General features: G+C 45.2%; 15 protein-coding genes and 3 pseudogenes. 11 read left to right on the top strand and 7 right to left on the bottom strand.

What is annotated here, in order from left to right; all coding sequences use genetic code 11:
- Nucleotides 1–29: 29 nt before the first annotated feature.
- Both CZ379_RS18000 and CZ379_RS17995 read left to right on the top strand, forming a co-directional pair.
- A complete protein-coding gene (locus CZ379_RS18000; RefSeq protein ID WP_110932887.1) occupies nucleotides 30–647 on the top strand; it encodes a nitroreductase family protein in 618 nt (205 codons plus the stop codon).
- 244 nt (nucleotides 648–891) lie between these two features.
- Nucleotides 892–2,205, top strand: a complete 1,314-nt coding sequence (locus tag CZ379_RS17995) for a hemolysin family protein (protein WP_199925666.1) — start codon at nucleotides 892–894, stop codon at nucleotides 2,203–2,205.
- Nucleotides 2,206–2,250: 45 nt separating this feature from the next.
- Here the strand turns inward: CZ379_RS17995 and CZ379_RS17990 are convergent, their stop codons facing one another.
- The 3 genes and pseudogenes from CZ379_RS17990 to CZ379_RS17980 form a co-directional block, all read right to left on the bottom strand.
- Entirely contained in the window at nucleotides 2,251–3,441 is a 1,191-nt protein-coding gene (locus CZ379_RS17990) for a M14 family metallopeptidase (RefSeq protein WP_110932885.1), read from the bottom strand.
- 171 nt (nucleotides 3,442–3,612) lie between these two features.
- Nucleotides 3,613–4,670 (bottom strand): annotated as a pseudogene (locus CZ379_RS17985) (glycerol dehydrogenase).
- Nucleotides 4,671–4,721: 51 nt separating this feature from the next.
- Nucleotides 4,722–6,371, bottom strand: coding sequence for a catalase (locus CZ379_RS17980; RefSeq protein WP_110932884.1), 1,650 nt, complete (start codon nucleotides 6,369–6,371; stop codon nucleotides 4,722–4,724).
- 300 nt (nucleotides 6,372–6,671) lie between these two features.
- On the opposite strand from CZ379_RS17980, the gene pelA reads away from it, so the two are divergent.
- From pelA to CZ379_RS17965, 3 genes are all read left to right on the top strand, one after another.
- Nucleotides 6,672–7,631, top strand: coding sequence for a pectate lyase (pelA, locus tag CZ379_RS17975; RefSeq protein ID WP_110932883.1), 960 nt, complete (start codon nucleotides 6,672–6,674; stop codon nucleotides 7,629–7,631).
- 302 nt (nucleotides 7,632–7,933) lie between these two features.
- Complete coding sequence (locus tag CZ379_RS17970) at nucleotides 7,934–8,761, top strand: MerR family transcriptional regulator (protein WP_110932882.1); 828 nt, start codon at nucleotides 7,934–7,936, stop codon at nucleotides 8,759–8,761.
- A 13-nt stretch (nucleotides 8,762–8,774) separates the two neighbouring features.
- Complete coding sequence (locus CZ379_RS17965; protein ID WP_110932881.1) at nucleotides 8,775–9,797, top strand: serine hydrolase domain-containing protein; 1,023 nt, start codon at nucleotides 8,775–8,777, stop codon at nucleotides 9,795–9,797.
- Between the two features lie 34 nt (nucleotides 9,798–9,831).
- Here the strand turns inward: CZ379_RS17965 and CZ379_RS27205 are convergent.
- Nucleotides 9,832–10,140 (bottom strand): annotated as a pseudogene (locus CZ379_RS27205) (helix-turn-helix domain-containing protein); the annotation flags it as partial.
- On the opposite strand from CZ379_RS27205, the pseudogene CZ379_RS17955 reads away from it, so the two are divergent.
- Nucleotides 10,127–10,252, top strand: a pseudogene (locus tag CZ379_RS17955) (aldo/keto reductase); the annotation flags it as partial. The pseudogenes CZ379_RS27205 and CZ379_RS17955 overlap by 14 nt on opposite strands.
- 65 nt (nucleotides 10,253–10,317) lie before the next feature.
- Here the strand turns inward: CZ379_RS17955 and CZ379_RS17950 are convergent.
- Complete coding sequence (locus CZ379_RS17950) at nucleotides 10,318–11,577, bottom strand: cytochrome P450 family protein (RefSeq protein WP_110932879.1); 1,260 nt, start codon at nucleotides 11,575–11,577, stop codon at nucleotides 10,318–10,320.
- 280 nt (nucleotides 11,578–11,857) lie between these two features.
- Between CZ379_RS17950 and CZ379_RS17945 the strand changes: the two genes are divergently transcribed.
- Nucleotides 11,858–13,399 carry a glycoside hydrolase family 43 protein gene (locus tag CZ379_RS17945; RefSeq protein ID WP_110932878.1) on the top strand — a complete coding sequence of 514 codons (1,542 nt, stop codon included), beginning with the start codon at nucleotides 11,858–11,860 and terminating at the stop codon, nucleotides 13,397–13,399.
- 5 nt (nucleotides 13,400–13,404) lie between these two features.
- Here CZ379_RS17945 and CZ379_RS17940 read toward each other — a convergent pair whose 3' ends face one another.
- Nucleotides 13,405–14,265, bottom strand: a complete 861-nt coding sequence (locus CZ379_RS17940; protein ID WP_110932877.1) for a helix-turn-helix domain-containing protein — start codon at nucleotides 14,263–14,265, stop codon at nucleotides 13,405–13,407.
- Nucleotides 14,266–14,410: 145 nt separating this feature from the next.
- Here CZ379_RS17940 and CZ379_RS17935 point away from each other — a divergent pair, with 145 nt between their 5' ends.
- Complete coding sequence (locus CZ379_RS17935) at nucleotides 14,411–16,114, top strand: ABC transporter substrate-binding protein (RefSeq protein WP_407668681.1); 1,704 nt, start codon at nucleotides 14,411–14,413, stop codon at nucleotides 16,112–16,114.
- An 83-nt stretch (nucleotides 16,115–16,197) separates the two neighbouring features.
- Here CZ379_RS17935 and CZ379_RS17930 read toward each other — a convergent pair whose 3' ends face one another.
- Complete coding sequence (locus CZ379_RS17930; protein ID WP_110932875.1) at nucleotides 16,198–16,956, bottom strand: YheC/YheD family protein; 759 nt, start codon at nucleotides 16,954–16,956, stop codon at nucleotides 16,198–16,200.
- A gap of 238 nt (nucleotides 16,957–17,194) precedes the next feature.
- Here CZ379_RS17930 and CZ379_RS17925 point away from each other — a divergent pair, with 238 nt between their 5' ends.
- From CZ379_RS17925 to CZ379_RS17915, 3 genes are all read left to right on the top strand, one after another.
- On the top strand, nucleotides 17,195–18,286 hold the full coding sequence (locus CZ379_RS17925) for a glycosyltransferase family 4 protein (protein WP_110932874.1): 1,092 nt from the start codon (nucleotides 17,195–17,197) through the stop codon (nucleotides 18,284–18,286).
- A 211-nt stretch (nucleotides 18,287–18,497) separates the two neighbouring features.
- Nucleotides 18,498–18,923: a MarR family winged helix-turn-helix transcriptional regulator gene (locus CZ379_RS17920; protein ID WP_110932873.1), complete on the top strand. Its 426-nt coding sequence runs from the start codon at nucleotides 18,498–18,500 to the stop codon at nucleotides 18,921–18,923.
- A gap of 131 nt (nucleotides 18,924–19,054) precedes the next feature.
- Nucleotides 19,055–19,408: a carboxymuconolactone decarboxylase family protein gene (locus CZ379_RS17915; protein WP_110932872.1), complete on the top strand. Its 354-nt coding sequence runs from the start codon at nucleotides 19,055–19,057 to the stop codon at nucleotides 19,406–19,408.
- Nucleotides 19,409–19,448 lie beyond the last annotated feature (40 nt).

The following is a 19,448-nucleotide window of genomic DNA, read 5'->3' as shown; positions in this document are numbered from 1 at the left end:
GATCTTAATATTGAACGGAGGAAGTACAAATGGAGTTTATCGAATTAATTGACAAACGTCGCTCTGCTAATAATTTTATAGAGGGTGTTCAAATAACGGAAAAGGATTTAGAGCCTATATTTAAGGATATCATGCTTGCTCCATCTTCTTTTAATCTGCAGCCCAGCGAGTATATCGTCGTTATGGATAAAGAAATGAAGGAGAAAATTCGCGAAGCGGCTTACAACCAATATAAAGTGCATAGTGCTTCCGCTGTAATCATCGTAACTGCGGATCGTCAGGCGTTTGAACAAACAGAGCGGCTTCATCAAGGAATGTTGGCATTGGGAATACTGAAGGAATTTGAGGTGCAGGAGATTATCGAGGACAATTGGAAATTTTACGAGAGCCGAGGAGAAGATTTCAAAAAAGAAGATGCGGTTCGAAATGGCTCTTTGTCAGCGATGTTATTTATGCTTGCCGCCAAAAACCGCGGGTGGGATACTTGTCCAATGATTGGTTTTGACCAAGAAAAAGTGCGTGAGCTATTAAATATCCCGCATACACATGAAGTCGTATTAATGATTACGATCGGAAAAGAAAAGGAAGAGAGTCGGAGATTAAGGGGGTATCGTAAACCGGTTGGTGAGTTTGTCTCGTACTTCTAAGGGCTGTATATTGTTGGGAAATAGTAAGTGATTGGACTAATACTTATTGGGAAAGACCGTTTTCTTTAGGAAAACGGTCTTTTGTTGATCCTAAGGATGTAGGGATTATAGTAATACGAAGATGAAATTAATTCAATTAGGTTAATGATTGTTTTCTTAATAAAAAGCTATAATGTTACTTAAGGGCAGATTTAAAAATTCATTTCTGTCTCATCAAAAAGTTAATTTGAGGAGGCTACTTAATTTGACATTTGAAGTCATCGTTTTGATTGTGCTGATCCTGGTTAATGCCTTTTTCGCCGCTTCGGAAATCTCCTTGATTTCAATTAACGATAATAAAATAAGAATGCTGGCCAAGCAGGGCAATCGAAAAGCGGCAATCATTCACAAATTGATTTCCGAGCCTAGTGGATTTTTGGCAACGATTCAAATTGGAATTACCTTGGCGGGTTTTCTAGCCAGTGCTTTTGCGGCAGACAGTTTCTCGAGTATACTGGTGGATTATTTGCTTTCCTTAGGAGTAACAATTGCTCCAGCACTTCTGGATAAGCTGGCTGTTATTGCAATCACGCTTATTTTATCTTATTTTACTTTAGTATTTGGGGAACTCGTGCCCAAGCGACTGGCCATGAAGAAGCCGGAACCGATTGCCATGCTCGCAGCTATTCCTCTAAATGCATTGTCGATTGTGGCATCGCCTTTCGTTAAGCTGTTGACGGCATCTACAAATGTAATGGTTCGGTTGTTTGGCGTTGATCCTAATGCAGAAGATGAAGAGGCCTCAGAAGAGGAAATACGTATGCTGGTAGATGCTGGATTAGAGAGAGGGACGATCCAGCAAAGCGAACGCACAATCATCCATAATCTGTTTGATTTTGACGATAAAACAGCCTCTGAGCTCATGACACATCGCGTCGATATGAGGGCGATTCATGCTGGTATTACACGGGTTGAAATCATCAATACTGTAGCCTCGGAGCGTTACTCCAGATTTCCTGTCTATGAAAAAGGGCTGGATAATATCATCGGGATACTTCATGTCAAGGATCTGATTAGATATTTGGCATCTAATGAAGAGGGAGTGTGGGATATCCACTCCATCCTTCGTGCGCCGTATTTCGTAACGGAGTCCAAGAAAGGCGATGAACTATTGGAGGAGCTTCAGCAGAACCGCGAGCATCTGGCGGTCGTTATTGATGAATACGGCGGTACAGCAGGTATTATCACGCTCGAAGATTTGATCGAAGACATCGTAGGACAAATCTTTGATGAGTACGATGAAGATGAGTCGGATTATGAACGGATGGATGAGAATACTTATGTGTTTTTAGGCACATGCCATTTGGATGAAGTAAATGATGTTTTATCCACGGGTCTCCCGGAGGGCAACTATGATACCTTAAGCGGTTTTGTCATTGGGAAACTAGGGCGTATTCCAACTAAGCAGGAGCATCCTGAATTCGAATTTAACGGATTCCTATTCAAGGTAGCGGAAGTAGGCAAGCGGCGTATTCATAAAATACTTGTTACGAAAAGAGGGGAAGAAGCAGAGAAATGAGGCTACCTAGAATGAGACATATAATTTTACTGACTATTGCTAACCCTACAAGTATAAGCTAGCCAGAAGGATTCCTAGACTTTCTTCATAAATTTCGGCGAATTGTTCAAGAGGCAGCGGATTCACGCCACTCCCAAGCTCAATCGTAAATCCCGGACGTCTCCAGTCCTGAATGAACCAGTCTTTATAGCCCGCGTAGCTTTCAATCGATTGTATTGGCTCATAGCCGCTTACTCGGGCGAACTCATTGACCATCGTTTCGGAAATAGGCGGTTCCAAGTTCTGAAACCCCCAGTAAATCACTTTGCCTTGGGTGTGAAAAGCAAGCACATAGGCAAAGTTGCTCTGCTGCGTTAATTCAGCCATAGCGATCGCTTCCGGTTCGGTAAGGGGTGCCGTACCGGGATAATCCCGCGGGCCCCGCTCCTTGGGATTCCTAGCTACTTCACGTTCCCAAAGAGCGGGGAATTGGTCGTTCAAATCGACGCCGCGAATGTTGGCCTTCCACCCCCGAAAGTTAGTGCTGCCACGATTGTAGGCTAATACATCGCTTCGATAAGGCTCCTCCGCTGGAGGCCCGTTAATGACAAGATCAACCCCGTCAAGGTTGACCATGGGAACGAGGGATAGCGTAACCGCCTCATAGTGTGGATACATTTCGAGGCCTCGAATTCCGCTGTTATTTGTCAAAGCAAGTGCATAATCATTTAAGAACCTTATTAATACCGGGGTCGTAATCCATTCATTCGCATGAAACGAGCCGTTTACGTGAACAATTCTGCTTCCTTGCCCGATTCTAATTTCCGGAATGGGTTTGCCCATAACGGTGGCACCGATATTCCGCTGTCTAAGAAAGGGATAAATTTCGGTGAGTCGATTAAGGTCGGAGCGAAGTGCCTGCAAATCATATGGCTTCTGTACGTCAACGACGTACCATGTGACTTTGAGCGGAAGCCGAAGCTGTTGACCTACAATTAAATGGTTTGGATTCGCCGATTGGTTCAGCAATAGAATCGCATCAAGAGGGTATCCCCGCTCCATGGAGAGTCTCCAGATCGAATCGCCATATTTTACATGATAGTCGATGAATACAAAGCCGGGAATGTCGACTTCCTGGCCAGAATAAAGATTTGCGGCGTCCAGTCCTGGGTTTGAATCGATGATGAGACGTAAAGGCATATTAAAAAGCTGGCCATAATACCAGAGCGTATCCCCGGTTCGAACTCTTACCCGCATAAATGAGCCCCCCTGACAATGATTCCCCTTATAACATTCTATGAAATGAAGGGGGCGATCCATGCTTTATTAACTGCAGTTTCAGTTTCGTTCTGAAGATCGCTGTCTAGAGAGGAACTGCTACACGGGCATTAGTAAGCCCACCGGGGATACCGGTGGGCTGGCTGCTGCTTAAGTCTGCTTGCCGAGTAGATCAACCACGAGTATGGCGTTGGCTACTTGCTCGGCCGTAATCTCGGGGGACAGGTTAACCATCGTTTCATTCGGTTGGGTGGCTGCGGCTCCTACCCTCAGTAAATCCTCATAAGCTACATCTTCTAAATGCAGCTGCTCCAAGGTGGTCGGGAGATCTAACTCGCGATAAAAGTTAATATACTTCAGAATTTCTTCTTCAGGATGGAGTTCAAGCACCAACTGGACAAGCGTCCCATAAGCTACCTTTTCCCCGTGGGTTAAATGATGTATCTCGCCAGACAACACGGTCATGCCATTGTGAATGGCATGTGCGCCTGCCAATCCGCCGCTTTCGAAACCAAGACCTGATAAGAGGGTGTTAGCTTCGACGATCGTTCTACATGCCGAGTTACTAGGCCTTTCTTTACAGCTTTATAAGCGGGGATTCCATATTGAAACAAAGTCTCTTCACATGCTTTCGCTATCGCTTGAGCAGCAATGCTTGGTTTGCCGCCCGACATGGCGCTTCCGCCGCTTTTTACCGTAGCTCGAACTTCTACCCAGGTGGCCATCGCATCGGCGATTCCGGATGCAAATAATCTGGCTGGAGCTCGTGCGACAACAGCTGTATCCACCAGCACGAGATCGGGATTCTTATTGTAGAATCTATAGGATTCGAAGACGCCTTCGTCACTATAAATGACAGATAATGCGCTTGTCGGCGCATCGGTCGATGCGGTGGTGGGAACAATGACCACCTTCGTCTTAAGCTCGTCGGCGACCGCTTTGGCAGTATCCAGTGTTTTTCCTCCACCGATACCAATGACGAAATCAGCGGAATGCGTCCTTCCTTCCTGGGCGATACGTCTTACCTCGTTGACAGAAGCCTCGCCATTGAATAATTCAAATTGAAAATCAATGCTCTCTAATGACAATCCTTCGGTAATTATTTCTTTCGTAATGTTCCAAACGACTTCATCAGCTAGAATCAGAGGCTTTCGCCCCATTTCCTTGACATACTTCCCAATATCACTTAAAGCGCCTTGGCCTTGAATGTATTTGTTAGGTGAAAAACAATGTTCTCCATAGTCATCTCCTCAATAAACCTAGTATGGATCGGCTTCGTGGCTTTTCTCCACCGCCTCTTTGGTGGCTTCATTCGCAGCCAAGGAACCTTGACCGAATTTTGATCTGCCGGCCTCGCGGCCTGGAAGCTGGCTAGCCTGCTTCAATTCTTGGCTCTCTTTCATTACCTTATCGATTCCTTCTGCCACGCGGCGACCATAATCCTCGTCGGCTTGAGTGAAATGCTCGATCATGGCTTTTTGAATTCGTTTGTCGCATACCGCAAGCGCTTCGGACAGGTTGTTGATCAGTTCATCGCGCTCCCAATCCTCAAAGCTCCGGTATGTATGGCCTGCTTGACCGTAGTTGTTCGGACGATCGATCGGCGCACTCATTGCTGCCGCATTATACATTGGGCGGTGCTGCGGAGGATCTTCCTGGCTTGCTTCCTGATAGCCGCCAATCATCGAGGGCTCGTAGTTAATATGCTGGTTCTCTCCAGATTCTCTCGGATCGCGAATATCCATTTGGCCTCGCTGTTGGTTCGTGCGAACAGGCACTTTCGGCGCGTTCACCGGCAATTTCAAATAGTTCGCACCAACGCGATAGCGCTGAGTATCGGAGTAGGAGAAGGTACGCCCCTGCAGCATTTTATCGTCGGAGAAGTCCATTCCATCGACAAGTACTCCGGTACCAAAGGCAGCTTGCTCGATTTCTGCATGGAAGTCCACCGGATTGCGATCCAAAACCATACGGCCCAGAGGCAGCCATGGGAATTGATCCTCCGGCCATAGTTTCGTATCATCAAGGGGATCAAAATCAAGCTCCGGATGATAACCATCCTCCATGATCTGAACAAAGAGCTCCCATTCCGGATAATCGCCGCGCTCGATTGCTTCAAATAAATCTTGTGTCGCATGACCGACATTCTTCCCTTGAATGGCGTTTGCGTCTTCTTGGGTCAAATTGCGGATCCCTTGCTTAGGCTCCCAATGATACTTCACTAGCACAGCCTCGCCTTTATCGTTGACCCATTTGTAGGTATTAACGCCTGAACCCTGCATATGGCGGTATGTTGCAGGTATGCCCCAAGGAGAGAATAGGAAGGTAATCATATGCGTTGCTTCAGGTGAACGGGAAACGAAATCAAACATCCGCTGAGGATGCGGCACGTTGGATACGGGATCTGCTTTAAATGCATGAATCATATCGGGGAATTTCATCGCATCGCGGATAAAGAAAATTTTAAGATTGTTGCCAACGAGATCCCAGTTTCCGTCTTCCGTATACATCTTCACAGCAAAGCCGCGGGGATCCCGTGCGGTTTCCGGTGAATCTTTCGCTCCTGCCACTGTGGAGAATCGAACCATTAACGGTGTTTTTTTTCCGGCACCTGAGAAAACTTTTGCGCGAGTATACTTTTCTACCGGTTCATTTCCGACCTTTCCGTAAGTTTCAAAATACCCGAATGCTCCAGTTCCGCGAGCATGTACTACGCGTTCCGGCACCTCTTCACGGTCAAAATGGGAAATCTTCTCGATAAAATGATAATTCTCCAGGGTGGCCGGGCCACGATCACCGATCGTTCGAATGTTCTGGTTATCCTTTACAGGATGGCCTTGACGCGTTGTCAGTATCTCGCGACTTACATCTTGCCTGTTTAAAGCATTCATATCTTTATTCTCTCCCAAAATGAAAACCTCCTTAAAAGTGGTTACTATTATCTTAACCAGCATCGCAGCAGCATATTCACCTGTATATTCAAAAATAGAACGAAAAGAGGAGTTCAAAAATAGATGTCAAACGTTGTACAGGAAATAATTGACAACCGGGAGAGAAGTGGATAGAATAAAGACACACTTATTGGTAGCGCTTCCATTTAAGTTTGTCTTTTAATAAGTATTTTATAGTAAGGAGAGATGCATAAACCAATATCTATCAAAAAATATATTCATTGAACGATATACTAATCTTTGAAAAGGAGCTTAACTATGAAGAAAACAACGATAGCTTTGGCTTTGGCCTTCTCGATCATGCTATCCGTTCCTGCAGTCTTGCTGCAACCCGCTACAACTGTCCTAGCTGCAGATGCCTCAGGTACAACAGCCAGTATTTCTGATATTTTGAAAAATCAGCAGAACGACGGCGGGTGGAAGAAGGACTACGCGGTAACGAGCGGAGAGTGGGCCAAATCAACGATTGATAATAAGGCTACATATACGGAAATCCGTAGATTGGCGGCCGAATATAAGAAGACCGGAGACAGCAAGCATTCTTCTGCAGCCATTAAGGGCATCAACTTCCTGATTAAAATGCAGTATTCCAATGGCGGATGGCCGCAGGTTTATCAAGGCTCCGGTTATCATAAACATATTACTTACAATGATGATGCCATGATCAACGTCATGATCTTGCTGGATGAAATCGCTAATCGAAAGGGAGACTTTTCATTTGTGGATAGCAGCCTAGCTAGTAAAAGCAAGCAAGCTGTCGATAAAGGGGTTGATTGTATCCTTAAGACCCAAGTCGTTGTGAACGGTAAATTGACAGCATGGGGACAGCAGCATGACTCTTCCACTTTGAAGCCGGCAGGGGCAAGAAGCTACGAGGTTCCCTCATTAAGTGCTAAAGAAAGCACTACAATCGTGAAATTCCTAAAAACCAGATCTTCCACTTCACAAATCTCTGCCTCCATTAAGGCTGCGCAAGATTGGTTCAAAGCCGTGCAAATTACCGGCATTAAAGTCGTCAAAACAAGCGATGACGTTGTTGTTGTGAACGACTCGAGCGTAACTACGCCGATTTGGGCGCGTTTTTACGAGATGGGTACGAATAAGCCGATTTTTGTCGGTCGGGACGGTGTGGTAAAGTACAAGCTCAGCGAGATTGAGCAGGAAAGAAGAACGGGCTACTCCTGGTACGGAAACTGGCCATCCAGCGTGTTGAAATAAAAGGAATAGCCAACATCGATGAACCGTCCCGAATCGGGACGGTTTTTTCCGCGCTTCTTAATGAGTATGGATCGAGTTCACCGTTCTAGATAACGTGGGTTCTCACCTATGAGCAGACGGGCGAAGATTAGATATTTAAAAAGTCTGTTAGATCCAAGGTTTAAATGAACTATATTTAATACTTATGGATGATGTCCTAGACAACATATAGGGATTTTTCAAATATGTTGACTTTCCCCCTAGGGGAAGGTATATGGTTGGAAATAAGCAAAATAATTTCAAGGCGAAAGGGAGGTGGCCTCTTGTTATCGATAGGAGAGTTCTCAAAGATCTGCGGCGTATCGACCAAAACACTTCGCTATTACGACGAAATCGGATTAATAAACCCTGATGAGATTAACTATGAGAATGGATATAGGTATTATTCTATCCGCCAACTAAAAAAGATGATTTTTATTAATCGTTTGAAAACCTATCATTTTTCTCTTGAAGAAATTAAAGTCATTTTGGAATTGGAGGAGGAGCATCCAGAAGAGAAGCTTCGTTCCGCCCTGAGTCGCAAGAGGGGGGAAATGCAGAAGAAAATAAATACATTACATATGATCCTTCAACAAATGAACCATGATATTTTAAATTTGGAGAAGGGCATACCCATGATGACATATTTGGACCATATAGAAGTACAGCTTGTCGAGGCCCCATTGATGAAGCTTCTATCGCTGCGGAGGACGATGAGCAGCAATGATTATGCAGAAGGATATGGGAAATATTTCAGCATGCTATATGAAAAGATCGCTACGGAGAGGCTCACCCTGCTGGGCAAACCAATGACGATTTATCACAGTGCCGAATACAATCCTGCCGGCAATGATACAGAGTTTGCGATCCCCATTGCAGAAACTATAAGCGGAGTGAGGGAATTGCCAGGCGGCCTGTGTGCGAAGTCTACTTTTAAAGGCGCCTACTCAGAATTGACGTCGGTGTATGCCAAACTGCGGGAATGGATCGAGATCGAGGGCTATGAATTAATAAATTCTCCTTATGAATTGTATGTAACCGACCCTAACCAGGCGATCGAGCCTATGAATTTGATTACCGAAGTATATTTTCCAATAAAACGATTTGAATAGAGAGGGACGCATGATGCAAATAAGATACTGGCCGACTACGGAGTGGCAAACGGCAGACTCGATGACCTTAGGAATGGATTCAAAAAGGCTGTCAGAGCTTGAAACGATCATTTCATCGGAATATAGCAACGTAAATGGCATTGTCGTGGCGAGAAAAGGCTGTATTGCTTTTGAACAGTACTATAATGGCTATGACCTGAATGATGCGCACCATGTAACCTCAGTTACGAAAAGCGTCCTATCGGCCCTCATTGGAATCGCCATTGATGCTAAATATATTAAAAGTGTTGACCAGCACGTATTGGATTTTTTCCCCGAATATGTTCGGAATGCTGCTGACAAGCAGAAAAGTAAAATTACGCTACGACATTTACTCACAATGACAGCTCCCTATGCATTTGAAGACTGGCATGAACCACTCGACGAAATGTGCATGCAGCCAGATTGGATCAAATATACGCTCGATATGCTGGGACAAAGAGGAAGTATCGGTTCTTTCAAGTACTCCACGGCAGGGACACATCTCCTTTCCGCCATCATTACTCGGACCACTGGAAGAAGTGCACGCGAGTTCGCCAATGAACATTTATTTAAACCTATCGGCATGAAAGAAATTCAGGATTATAACATGAAATCATTTGGGTTTGATGATTTATTCGGGGTTCATGTCAAAGGATGGGTTAACGATCCCGAGGGCATTACTGCGGGTGGATGGGGACTTACGCTAACTCCGCGGGACATGGCACGCTTGGGCCTGCTTTATTCAAGTCAGGGAAAATGGGGTCATCGGCAGGTCATTCCTGCTGAATGGATTAAAGAATCCACGGAGATGAACCCTAATAATTACGGGTATTTATGGTGGCTGCGTGAAGAGGACGGAGTTTTTGCTTACTTAGCACTAGGCGATGGCGGAAATGTCATTTGCTGCATTCCGGCGATAGAATTGGTCATAGCGATTGCTTCCGAATTTATCGTTCAGCCCCGTGATCGGTGGACACTAATTAAGGAGCGGATTATTCCGGCAATAATAGACTAGATATATGTCATATCGTACAAGATGGCCGCGATGCAGCGGCCTCTGCCGACTCGGATAATAAAAGCCTCCGAGCCTCCTGTAATCGCAATTCTTTTTGAAACTGGATAGGGCTCATAGCGGTTATTTCCTTAAAGTTTCGATGAAATGAAGAAACGCTCATGCAGGCTAATTGAGCCAGTTCATCGATTCGCAGCGGCTGATCATAATGATGCATGATTTGTTCAATAGCGTTCCTGATTCGGTAAGTGCTGCTTCCTTCCATCGCAATCTGTCCCAAAGTAGTCCCATGCTGCCCCTGCAAAAGGCGATATAGAATTTCTCTAGTGAACATCGGGGCTACTAAAATTTCTCATCTTGAGGATGCGGTTGCCGCTCTATCGGTAAAGTTGACACCTGAAGAAATCGCCGCGCTCGAAGAACCGTATGTTCCGCATCCGCTCGTTGGCCATAAATAAATAACTAAGACGAAAGACATCATCCCGCTGTGATGTCTTTCGTTATGTCTTTTTAAAGCCTCCTCTTAAAAAGCTACAGGGAGCTTAGTTAATCCTTGTGAGCTTAATGTGAAGTTCCACTTCACCTTCTCTCGCGGCATATTCAGCCGAATGCCGGGCACTCGCGTCAGCAGGGTGGTAAAGGCAATTTCGCCTTCCATTCGGGCGAGCGGCGCTCCTAGGCACATATGAATGCCATGCCCAAAGGCAAGATGCCGGTTGATTTTGCGTGTAATATCCAGTTCCTCAGGGTAAGCAAACGGAATTTCATCTCGATTTGCGGATTTCAGTACAACGATGACGGCGTCGCCCTTCTTGATTTGCTGTCCGGCGAGCTCAATATCCTCCGTAGCAAAACGAGGGCCGGCAATGGTAGCAGGGCCGTTAAACCGCAGCAGCTCTTCTACCGCAGAGGGAACAAGACTTAAATTGGCCTGCAGCTTCTTCAATTGCTCAGGATGATCCAGCAGCATAAGGCTTCCGGTCGCGATCAGGTTCGACGTCGTTTCATGTCCTGCAAAGATAAGCAATGTAATCATGGATACGAGCTCTGCTTCATCAAGCCGGTCTTCCTCTTCTTCAATTGCAATCAATTGGCTGATCAGGTCATTGCCCGGCTGCTGTCGTTTAATGTCGACAAGTTGAGCTGTATATTCGCCGAAGGCTCGCAAATGCTCGTCGACTCCCGGCTCCCGCCGTCCTAGTCCTAATCCATGGGCCAGCGCTGCCGACCAGCTTTGGATTTGCTCCCGATCAGCTCTAGGCACGCCGAGCATTTCGGAAATTACGTTAATCGGCAAGGGATAAGCATAGTCTGTTACGAGGTCCATTTGGCCCCGAGCTTGCACCAGGTCAATCAGTTCATCGGCAATTTTCTGTACGCGCGGACGCAGGCTCTCAATAAATCTGGGCGTGAAAGCCTTTGATACTAATCTGCGCAGCCGGCGGTGATCAGGCTCATCAACGGTGAGCATGGATTTACCGGTAAAGAAGGTAGGAGGCGATGCAGGGTCTGCACTGTCCGCTAAAGACAACATCGGATGACTACCCGCTATGGAGCTGCTGTCCACCGTAAAGAGCTGATGATCCTTGAGGACAAGCATAGCCTCCTCCATGCGCGTGACCATCCAGGCTGGACGATCCGTGCTGCCCATCGGAAACGGGATTGGAATAACGGAACCGATCCCGCGAAGCTGGGCAAATAATGAAAACGGATTATCACCGCTTTCACCGCTAAATAAGCTGAATACTGCTTTTTCCGGCGCTACTCCATTTGAATGATTCATAACAGCCATCCTTTCTGCAAGTCATAGAATCTGAATCCTGACAAATCAATATTATCCTTTTATGACAATTAATACTAAACTTAATGATAGATTCATAGTGCAGCCTAAGTCAAATTTGTTTGATTTCACCTACAACATGCTGCTGCATATAGTTAAGTCTATTTTATGCTAGTCGCAGGGCTTGAAAATCAAGGTTAAATTCCGAATTGTAAACTAAAATAATCGATGCGAGCTAACATGTTCTAGCACAAAATTTACAGTGAGTAGGAGTGGAACTTTGATGCAATATACCAACCCTGTAATCCCGGGCTTTTACCCCGATCCCAGCATTTGCCGTGTGGGCGACGATTACTATTTGGTCACCAGTTCGTTTGAGTATTTTCCCGGAGTCCCTATTTTTCATAGCAAAGATCTTGTTAATTGGCGTCAAATTGGCCATTGCCTGACGACAGAAAGACAATTGCCTCTTGCCAATGCATGGAGCTCAGGGGGGATTTACGCCCCGACGCTCCGCTATTATGACGGCTGGTTCTATATGACGACGACCAACCTTGGCGGAATTGGAAATCTCTATGTGAAAAGCACGCAGCCGTCCGGGCCATGGTCTGATCCCATTCCGGTAGCTCAGAACGGCATAGATCCTTCACTTTTATTCGATGAAGACGGCCGCATCTATTTTCAATCCACCCGAACCGGCGATCAGGGGGATGGGATCTATCAGTGCGAAATTGATATTGAAACCGGAAATATGCTGACGGAAAGTCGACTCATTTGGAAAGGGACAGGAGGCGCGTATCCGGAAGCTCCTCATCTGTATAAGATCAATGGATATTATTATTTATTGATCGCCGAAGGTGGAACCGAATACGGCCATATGGTGACGATTGCCAGAAGCAGCAATCCGTACGGATCCTATGAATCCTGTCCCTATAATCCCATTCTTTCAAACAGGAGCATGAAGAGCAGTATACATGCTACGGGACATGCGGATATGGTACAGATACAGGACGGCAGCTGGTGGGCTGTTTGTTTAGGCATCAGGCCCCTCTCATATCCGATGAAGCATCATCTTGGGCGAGAGGTTTTCTTGGCATCTGTGAATTGGACAGAGGATGGATGGCCCATCATCGGCAATGGGGGAAGGATGGAGTCTGTCATGGATGCGCCGCCGCTGCCTGAAGTCCGCTGGCCGGATAAGCCGATTCGAGATGACTTCAATCAATCGCAGCTAGGCTTGGACTGGACGTTCCTGAGAAATCCGCTACCGGAGAGTTGGTCTTTGCAGGAAAGGCGAGGATATCTTGCCCTAAGAGGAAACAGAACGACTTTGAACGATGCCGCATCTCCAGCTTTTATAGGCCGCAGGCTTTGTCATTTCTCTTGCCGCCTTGCCACAGCGCTGGAATTTGAACCGCTGAACGATGGAGAAGAAGCCGGATTAACTGTTTATATGAACGAAAGACACCATTATGATCTTGCCGTACGATTGATAGAGGGAAGGAAAAGAGTCGTTTTTCGGCGAACCGTTGGTTCGCTAAGGGTAGAGGAAACAATGGATTGCCCGGAAGGTCAGGTTGCACTAATGATTAAAGCCTTGCCCCAGAGATTTGAGTTTTCTATCCGCTCATATTCATCGGAGGTCATTAAAGTAGGCTGGGGTGAAACGCATCTGCTATCTACAGAAGTAGCAGGCGGCTTTACGGGGGTATTCATTGCGATGTATGCGACAAGTGAAACGCAGGAAGCGACCCCGGCGTTCTTCGACTGGTTTGATTATGAACCGCTTGATTCTACGAAGCTGGGCGGGCTGGAGAATAGTTAACCGGATCAGCGATTCTGTCGATAGGCTTTAGGCGAAACGCCATATGTTTTTTTAAACAGGCGCGTAAGATAGTTGCTGTCGTTAAATCCGCATTCATACGAGATTTCTGTAACTGTAAGATTTGTTTGTCTTAATAAAGAACATGCCCGTTCCAGACGGAGGCGCTGAAGATAAGCAATCGGCGTCGTTTGGTAATAGTCTCTAAATATCCGGTTCAGGTGCCTTACTGAAATATTGGATCTCGCCGCAATTTCCTCCAACGAGATCGGCTCGAGATAATGATCTTCTATATAGGAGATTGCATTTGCTAGATGCATCAGACTGCTGTCCAAGGCGCTCTCCTGGTTGTCATACTGCCTGGACAAATAGACGACGAGTTCCATAAATCTAGAAGCCAGCATCGTCTTATAGCCTTGAAGCTTCATATCGTATTCCTCGACCATAACAGAGATGAGTGACGAGACATATTCAAGGCTGGAAACCGACATGCTGAGCTTACTTTTATAGGCATGGATGTTGCGGTAAAACGGTTCCAAAATGAAAAGCGCCTGAAATCCGTTAGATGTTCTTAAGTCGGGACCAGCAGATTGGAGCATCTCGGATCTAAACATTATGTTGCAAATTTTAAAATCAACAGGATCTTTAAAGCCATGAGCCGTTCCACCGTTGATGACAAACACATTGCCCTTCTTGATGAAAGAGGCTTCGTCATTGACGATATGTGTAGCATTTCCATTCAGCACGATAACGAGCTCGGAGAAATCCATATGCTGATGCAGGGAAGTATCGGCTTCATGTCCGCCGTATTGAATAAAAAATGGGAACTGCATGTCCGTCGTAAACCAGTTTAAATATACATCGCTCAAGAAATATCCCCACCTGACAATGATTCTTTCATGTCTATATCATGCTAGTGCATGACTTAAAAATCAAGGTTTAGCCTCAATTCGTGAATTAAAATGATGAATAAGCATTGAATATCAAGAAAAGATGAAGGGGGAAACGATGGTCATGCTAGGAAGCAAACCTAAAAAGCTTGCAGCTTTGATTCTCGCCACTACACTGGCTTTTTCGGCAGGCTGCAGCTCCTCAGGAAAGCAATCCGCCAATCCAGCGCCTGAGGCTAGCAAGGATGGTACGAGCCCGATTACATTTTCATTTTTCGGTGCGGACGCAAGCCCGAACTGGAACAACATGCAGGATGATGTGGGTAAAGAGATTACAGCCAAAACCGGCATTACCCTAGATGCGGAATTCGATATAGGCAGCGGCGGGGGGCAAAGCAAAATCGCTTTGATGGCCGCTAGCGGACAGTACCCGGATCTGATTTACGCCAAAGGAGAGCTCGGAGCCCTGATAGATGCCGATGCGATTATTGACCTCACGGAGCTTATCGATGAACATGCTCCCAATATCAAGAAGGTTATGGGAGAAAATATGAACCGAATGAAATACAGCAAAGACGATCCGAAAATTTACGCCATTCCTACCAATGTTGGTGTGGATCAGCAAGTATTTGACGCCAACAGCGGTTTTCAAGTTCAACTGCGTGTACTGAAAGAGCTAGGTTATCCGCAAATCAAAACAGTCCATGATTTTGAAAACGTACTCAAACAATACGTAGCGAAGCATCCGACGACGGATGGCCAGCCCACGATTCCCTTGACGCTGAATGCCGACGATTGGAAGATCATGATTACGGTAACGAACCAAGCGGCTTTTACAACGGGAATTCCCGGCGATGGTGAATATTACGTGGATCCAAAAACCTATGAAGCCATGCTTCATTACAAACGCCCGGAAGAGAGAGAATATTTCCGGTGGCTGAATCATATGTATCTCGAAGGTTTACTGGATAAAGAATCTTTCGTGCAAAAGGAAGATCAATACAAAGCCAAAATTGCCAGCGGGCGCGTGCTGGGCCTTACTTCGGTAAAATGGGAATACCAGGATGCGGTGAATGCTCTGAAAACCGTGGGTAAAGAAGAGTACACCTACGGACATTTTCCTGTTACGATGGGGGAGCAGTACAAGGATCACACGATGCAAGCCATTGGAGTAGACGGGTATGGGATCAGCATCACGACCGCTTGTAAAGACCCAGTGCGTGCCATCAAATTCATTGACTGGCTATCCTCGGAAGAGGGGCAGGTGTTGAGAAATTGGGGAATCGAAGGCAAGCATTACGACATCGTGGATGGCAAACGCGTCATACCTGCCGATGTTCTCAACCAAAAAGTCAATGATGCGACGAATTTTTCAAAGCAAAGCGGCATTGATATGTATTCTATTTTCGGGGTGCGCTACGGGGATGGCGTTACAGATTCCACGGACAACTACTACACAACCAATTTCCCTGAACAAATTATCGCCAGTTACTCCGTTCCCGAGAAGGAAGCGCTGGCCGCGTACAACGCTACGACCTGGAAGGATCTTTTCCCGGGTGAAGATGAGTTTCCGGTCAAGGAATGGGGAGCTCTGTACAATATGCACGTGCCTACGGACGGAGACTACCAAATTATTTATAATAAAACGCAGGATATCGTTCGTAAGCGGATACCGGAAGCTGTGTTAGCCAAGCCGGGTGAGTTTGACAAAATCTATGACGTTTTTATCGCTGAAATAAACCAAGTAGGCGCCGAGAAAATGGAGCAAGAATACACTGCGCTTGTCAAAGCAAGAGTATCTCTCTTCACAGGTAAAGAAGTTCAATAACCACTGTTTAAGAAGAAAAACCGCTTGGCGGTTTTTCTTCTTTATACCGTTCCAGCAGCTGCGAGGGTTTGCCTCGGCCTTGGTTAGATCGTCGCCGCCGCTCTTTTGTAGCGAATTACTTTTTTGTACATCGATTTATCAGCTAATTTATTGAATATATACGGATCTGGGTTTGTGTTCACTTCAATAATCCACGGTGTCCAGGTATGATCGAACCCAATATCCAATCCAATTTGCTGTATTCCGGGGTATTTCTTGTGCAGTGATTTTGCTGTGGCAACACCTAGCTCGTTAAGAGTATGCATTACTTTTTGAATTTCACTATTTGAAGTGTGGGCAGCTAGAAGGCGTTTGACATCCATAGGCCTGCCGCCGCTGTGATAATTCGTCACTATTTTTTTAGGATGTGCCACCCTCCCGATGAGGCCTGTTGTTTCCCATTTTCCTTTCGGGCTTAGCTGTACCATGACCCTGATATCAAAATGTCGTTTGTTATATTTCAATAAATGAATGCCCTTCTGAATAATATAGCTTTTCTTATGTGTGAAATTTTGTATGGATTTATAAAATGCTTTATAATCCTTAAAGGTTTTTTCAGTTGTTTCAATTTGGTACATAAGTTCATTGGTTTTCAGAAGCTGTGCACGTATTACTCCTTTGCCATAAGTTCCGTTTTCAGGCTTAACATATACCATGCTATATAGCTTGAGCATTTTCTTCAAGGTGGATTCGCTGAATTTTTGGGTATCCGGAATAAAGGGAAGCACCTTTTTGCTTTTGACGAGCACCTTTGTTTTAGCCCATTTGCTCATTACTGTCTTGCGTGGTTTCTTTTCGCTCATCGCAATCATTCCTCCTGATCTAACTAGATGCTGCATGCCGTTTTTATTTCACATTCTATGTATATTCACCCTTGCCCGAGTAGGCAATTTATACAATTCATTAAAACAAAAATTTACTTTCTTGTAACTTAAGAAAAAAGGGCTGGCAACAAGGTGAACAGACTATACCCATTCCACAAGATTGAATAGGTATAGTAGTGTTCAAGCAGAATGCGTGCTCTGAGAGGGAGGGTAAGGAATGAAGATCTTGATTGTTGCTCCTGAGCAAATCCCCGTTCCAGGAAACGGATCGGTAGAAATATGTATTCTCGCTATAGCGAAACAGCTTGCAAGGAAACATAAGGTGACGATCTTAAGCAGAACGTCAAAGGGGATGCCGATTCAAAGCAACGAGGGCGGTGTCAACATCGTCAGAGTTCCATCGGGGAGCTCAAAGACTTATATTGCCGCTGTTCTTCGTTTTATCCAGGGGAAGCTTTTTGATGTCATTCAGGTTGACAATCGTCCTCATTATATGGCATCAATTCAAAAAGCATTTCCAAACATGAAGGTAATATTATATCTGCATTCACTCACATTTGTACCGCCTACCAATCATGTTGCAAGAAGCCTAAGGCATGCCAAGCTTATCATTGCAAACAGCAGCTCGCTGAAACAAAAATTAATGAACCGGTTTCCAGATGCAGCGCAAAAAATCCGAACCGTTGAACTTGGAGTTGATACGGGAAGATTTTCCCCGGCAACCCCGGCTGATCGATCCAGGTACAGGAAAAAGTATGGTATAGGAGAGCGATATACCGCTTTGTTCGTTGGGCGCGTTATTCCGCGTAAGGGTGTTCCTATACTGCTGAAAGCGGCAAGCCTCGCCGGGCAAGAAGTACCTCTGCAAGTGGTCATTGCTGGACGGGGAAGGGCTTCGTATGTGAAGCAGCTGCGAACCCTGGCGTCGAAGTTAAACGTACCTGCAAAGTGGCTCGGTAAACAGAAACATTCCAACATTCATAAGGTCTATGGAATTGCGGATTGCTTGGTTTGTCCATCCCAAAAGCATGAAGCCTTCGGACTAGTGAATGTTGAAGCCATGGCGTCGGGATTGCCCGTGATCGCTTCGAAAATTGGCGGAATTCCTGAAATAGTGAAACATGAAAGCAATGGTTTTTTGGTAGACGATTACAGGCGTGCTGAACGGTTTGCTCAGTATTTGATAAAGCTCGGTAAAAATAAGAAGCTAGGACGCGAAATGGGAGCCAAAGGAAGAATTAGCGTAATTGACAATTTTACTTGGCGGCAAACAGCCGATAGGCTGTTAATGTTATATTCGCATAGATAAAGTTGGATGTAGTCGGGCGTTGTTACAATTATTAGAATTCCAATCAACTGGAATTAATATAGGGATAAGGAGGCCTGTCGCAGGGTCTCCATTTATTTTAGCAGGAAACGGAATTGGATGAGCACAGGGGTATTTGCTTAAGATGATATGTTATAGTTTAGAATAGAATATAGAAAAAATTTAGTTGAAACAATAAGGAAGGGATATCATAGTGTTTAATCTAAACGATTGCATCGGATTCATTACCAATACAGCCTCCAAAAAAATTGTCGACGCATTTAATACGCGACTAAGGGAAAATAATGTTACTAGAGTGAAATGGATTGCTCTGTTTTTTATTGGCGAGGAAAAAAATATTTCTCAGAAAGAATTAGCACACAAGATGAACGCCAACGAATCTTCTATCGCCAGACTGATGGAGCGGATGGAAAGGGACGATTTATGCGTTAGAACAAGAGATACAGCGGATCGCAGAATTATAAGGATTAACCTGACGGCAAAGGGAGAGCAATTAAGAACAGAACTCCTGCCACTAGGAGAAAATTTTCATGAGGATGCAACGGAAGACATTTCCCCAACAGACTTGGAAATCTTCAAGAATGTACTGGAAAAAATGGTATCAAACTTAACGAAATAAAGAAGGGGAAAACAACTTGGAGTTATTTGCCAGACTATTTTTTTCTAAAATGCTTTACATAGCAACTAATGCAGTGTAAAGTATTAGTTAGATAACAAGTGAATAAATTCACAAATAAGGAGCTGGTAAGAATGAAGAAGGATGTTAGACAAATGTTGAATGACTTTATGGGTGGCTTGCAAGAATTGTCCGGAACGAATCCGGAGAGCGTAAATGCATTTATGAATTTGCTTGGAACCAGCTATGCGGAGGGTGCCCTCGATACGAAAACGAAAGAATTAATCAGCGTAGGGATTGCCGCATATAACCGTTGCGAATACTGCATCGTTTTTCATGTATACAAAGCATTGGAAGCAGGGGCTACCCGAGAGCAGATAATGGAAGCGGCTATGGTTGCTGTTGCATTCGGCGGCGGACCAAGCATGGCTTACTCTGTAACTTTACTCAAAGATTCCATTGACGAGTTTGAAAAGGATTTTAAATAAGCTTAATCACGGCAACCTCCTGACAAGGGCAGGGGGTTGC

Source organism: Paenibacillus bouchesdurhonensis (assembly GCF_900155685.1).
Classification (GTDB): Bacteria; Bacillota; Bacilli; order Paenibacillales; family Paenibacillaceae; genus Fontibacillus; species Fontibacillus bouchesdurhonensis.
This window is presented reverse-complemented; position numbering and strand designations above follow the sequence as displayed.

Coding starts and splice junctions, on each gene's coding strand:
- CZ379_RS17945 (WP_110932878.1), top strand. CDS start 11,858: ATGCAATATACCAACCCTGTAATCCCGGGCTTTTACCCCGATCCCAGC.
- CZ379_RS17950 (WP_110932879.1), bottom strand. CDS start 11,577: ATGAATCATTCAAATGGAGTAGCGCCGGAAAAAGCAGTATTCAGCTTA.
- CZ379_RS18000 (WP_110932887.1), top strand. CDS start 30: ATGGAGTTTATCGAATTAATTGACAAACGTCGCTCTGCTAATAATTTT.
- CZ379_RS17930 (WP_110932875.1), bottom strand. CDS start 16,956: ATGAGCGAAAAGAAACCACGCAAGACAGTAATGAGCAAATGGGCTAAA.
- CZ379_RS17925 (WP_110932874.1), top strand. CDS start 17,195: ATGAAGATCTTGATTGTTGCTCCTGAGCAAATCCCCGTTCCAGGAAAC.
- pelA (WP_110932883.1), top strand. CDS start 6,672: ATGAAGAAAACAACGATAGCTTTGGCTTTGGCCTTCTCGATCATGCTA.
- CZ379_RS17915 (WP_110932872.1), top strand. CDS start 19,055: ATGAAGAAGGATGTTAGACAAATGTTGAATGACTTTATGGGTGGCTTG.
- CZ379_RS17990 (WP_110932885.1), bottom strand. CDS start 3,441: ATGCGGGTAAGAGTTCGAACCGGGGATACGCTCTGGTATTATGGCCAG.
- CZ379_RS17935 (WP_407668681.1), top strand. CDS start 14,411: ATGCTAGGAAGCAAACCTAAAAAGCTTGCAGCTTTGATTCTCGCCACT.
- CZ379_RS17965 (WP_110932881.1), top strand. CDS start 8,775: ATGCAAATAAGATACTGGCCGACTACGGAGTGGCAAACGGCAGACTCG.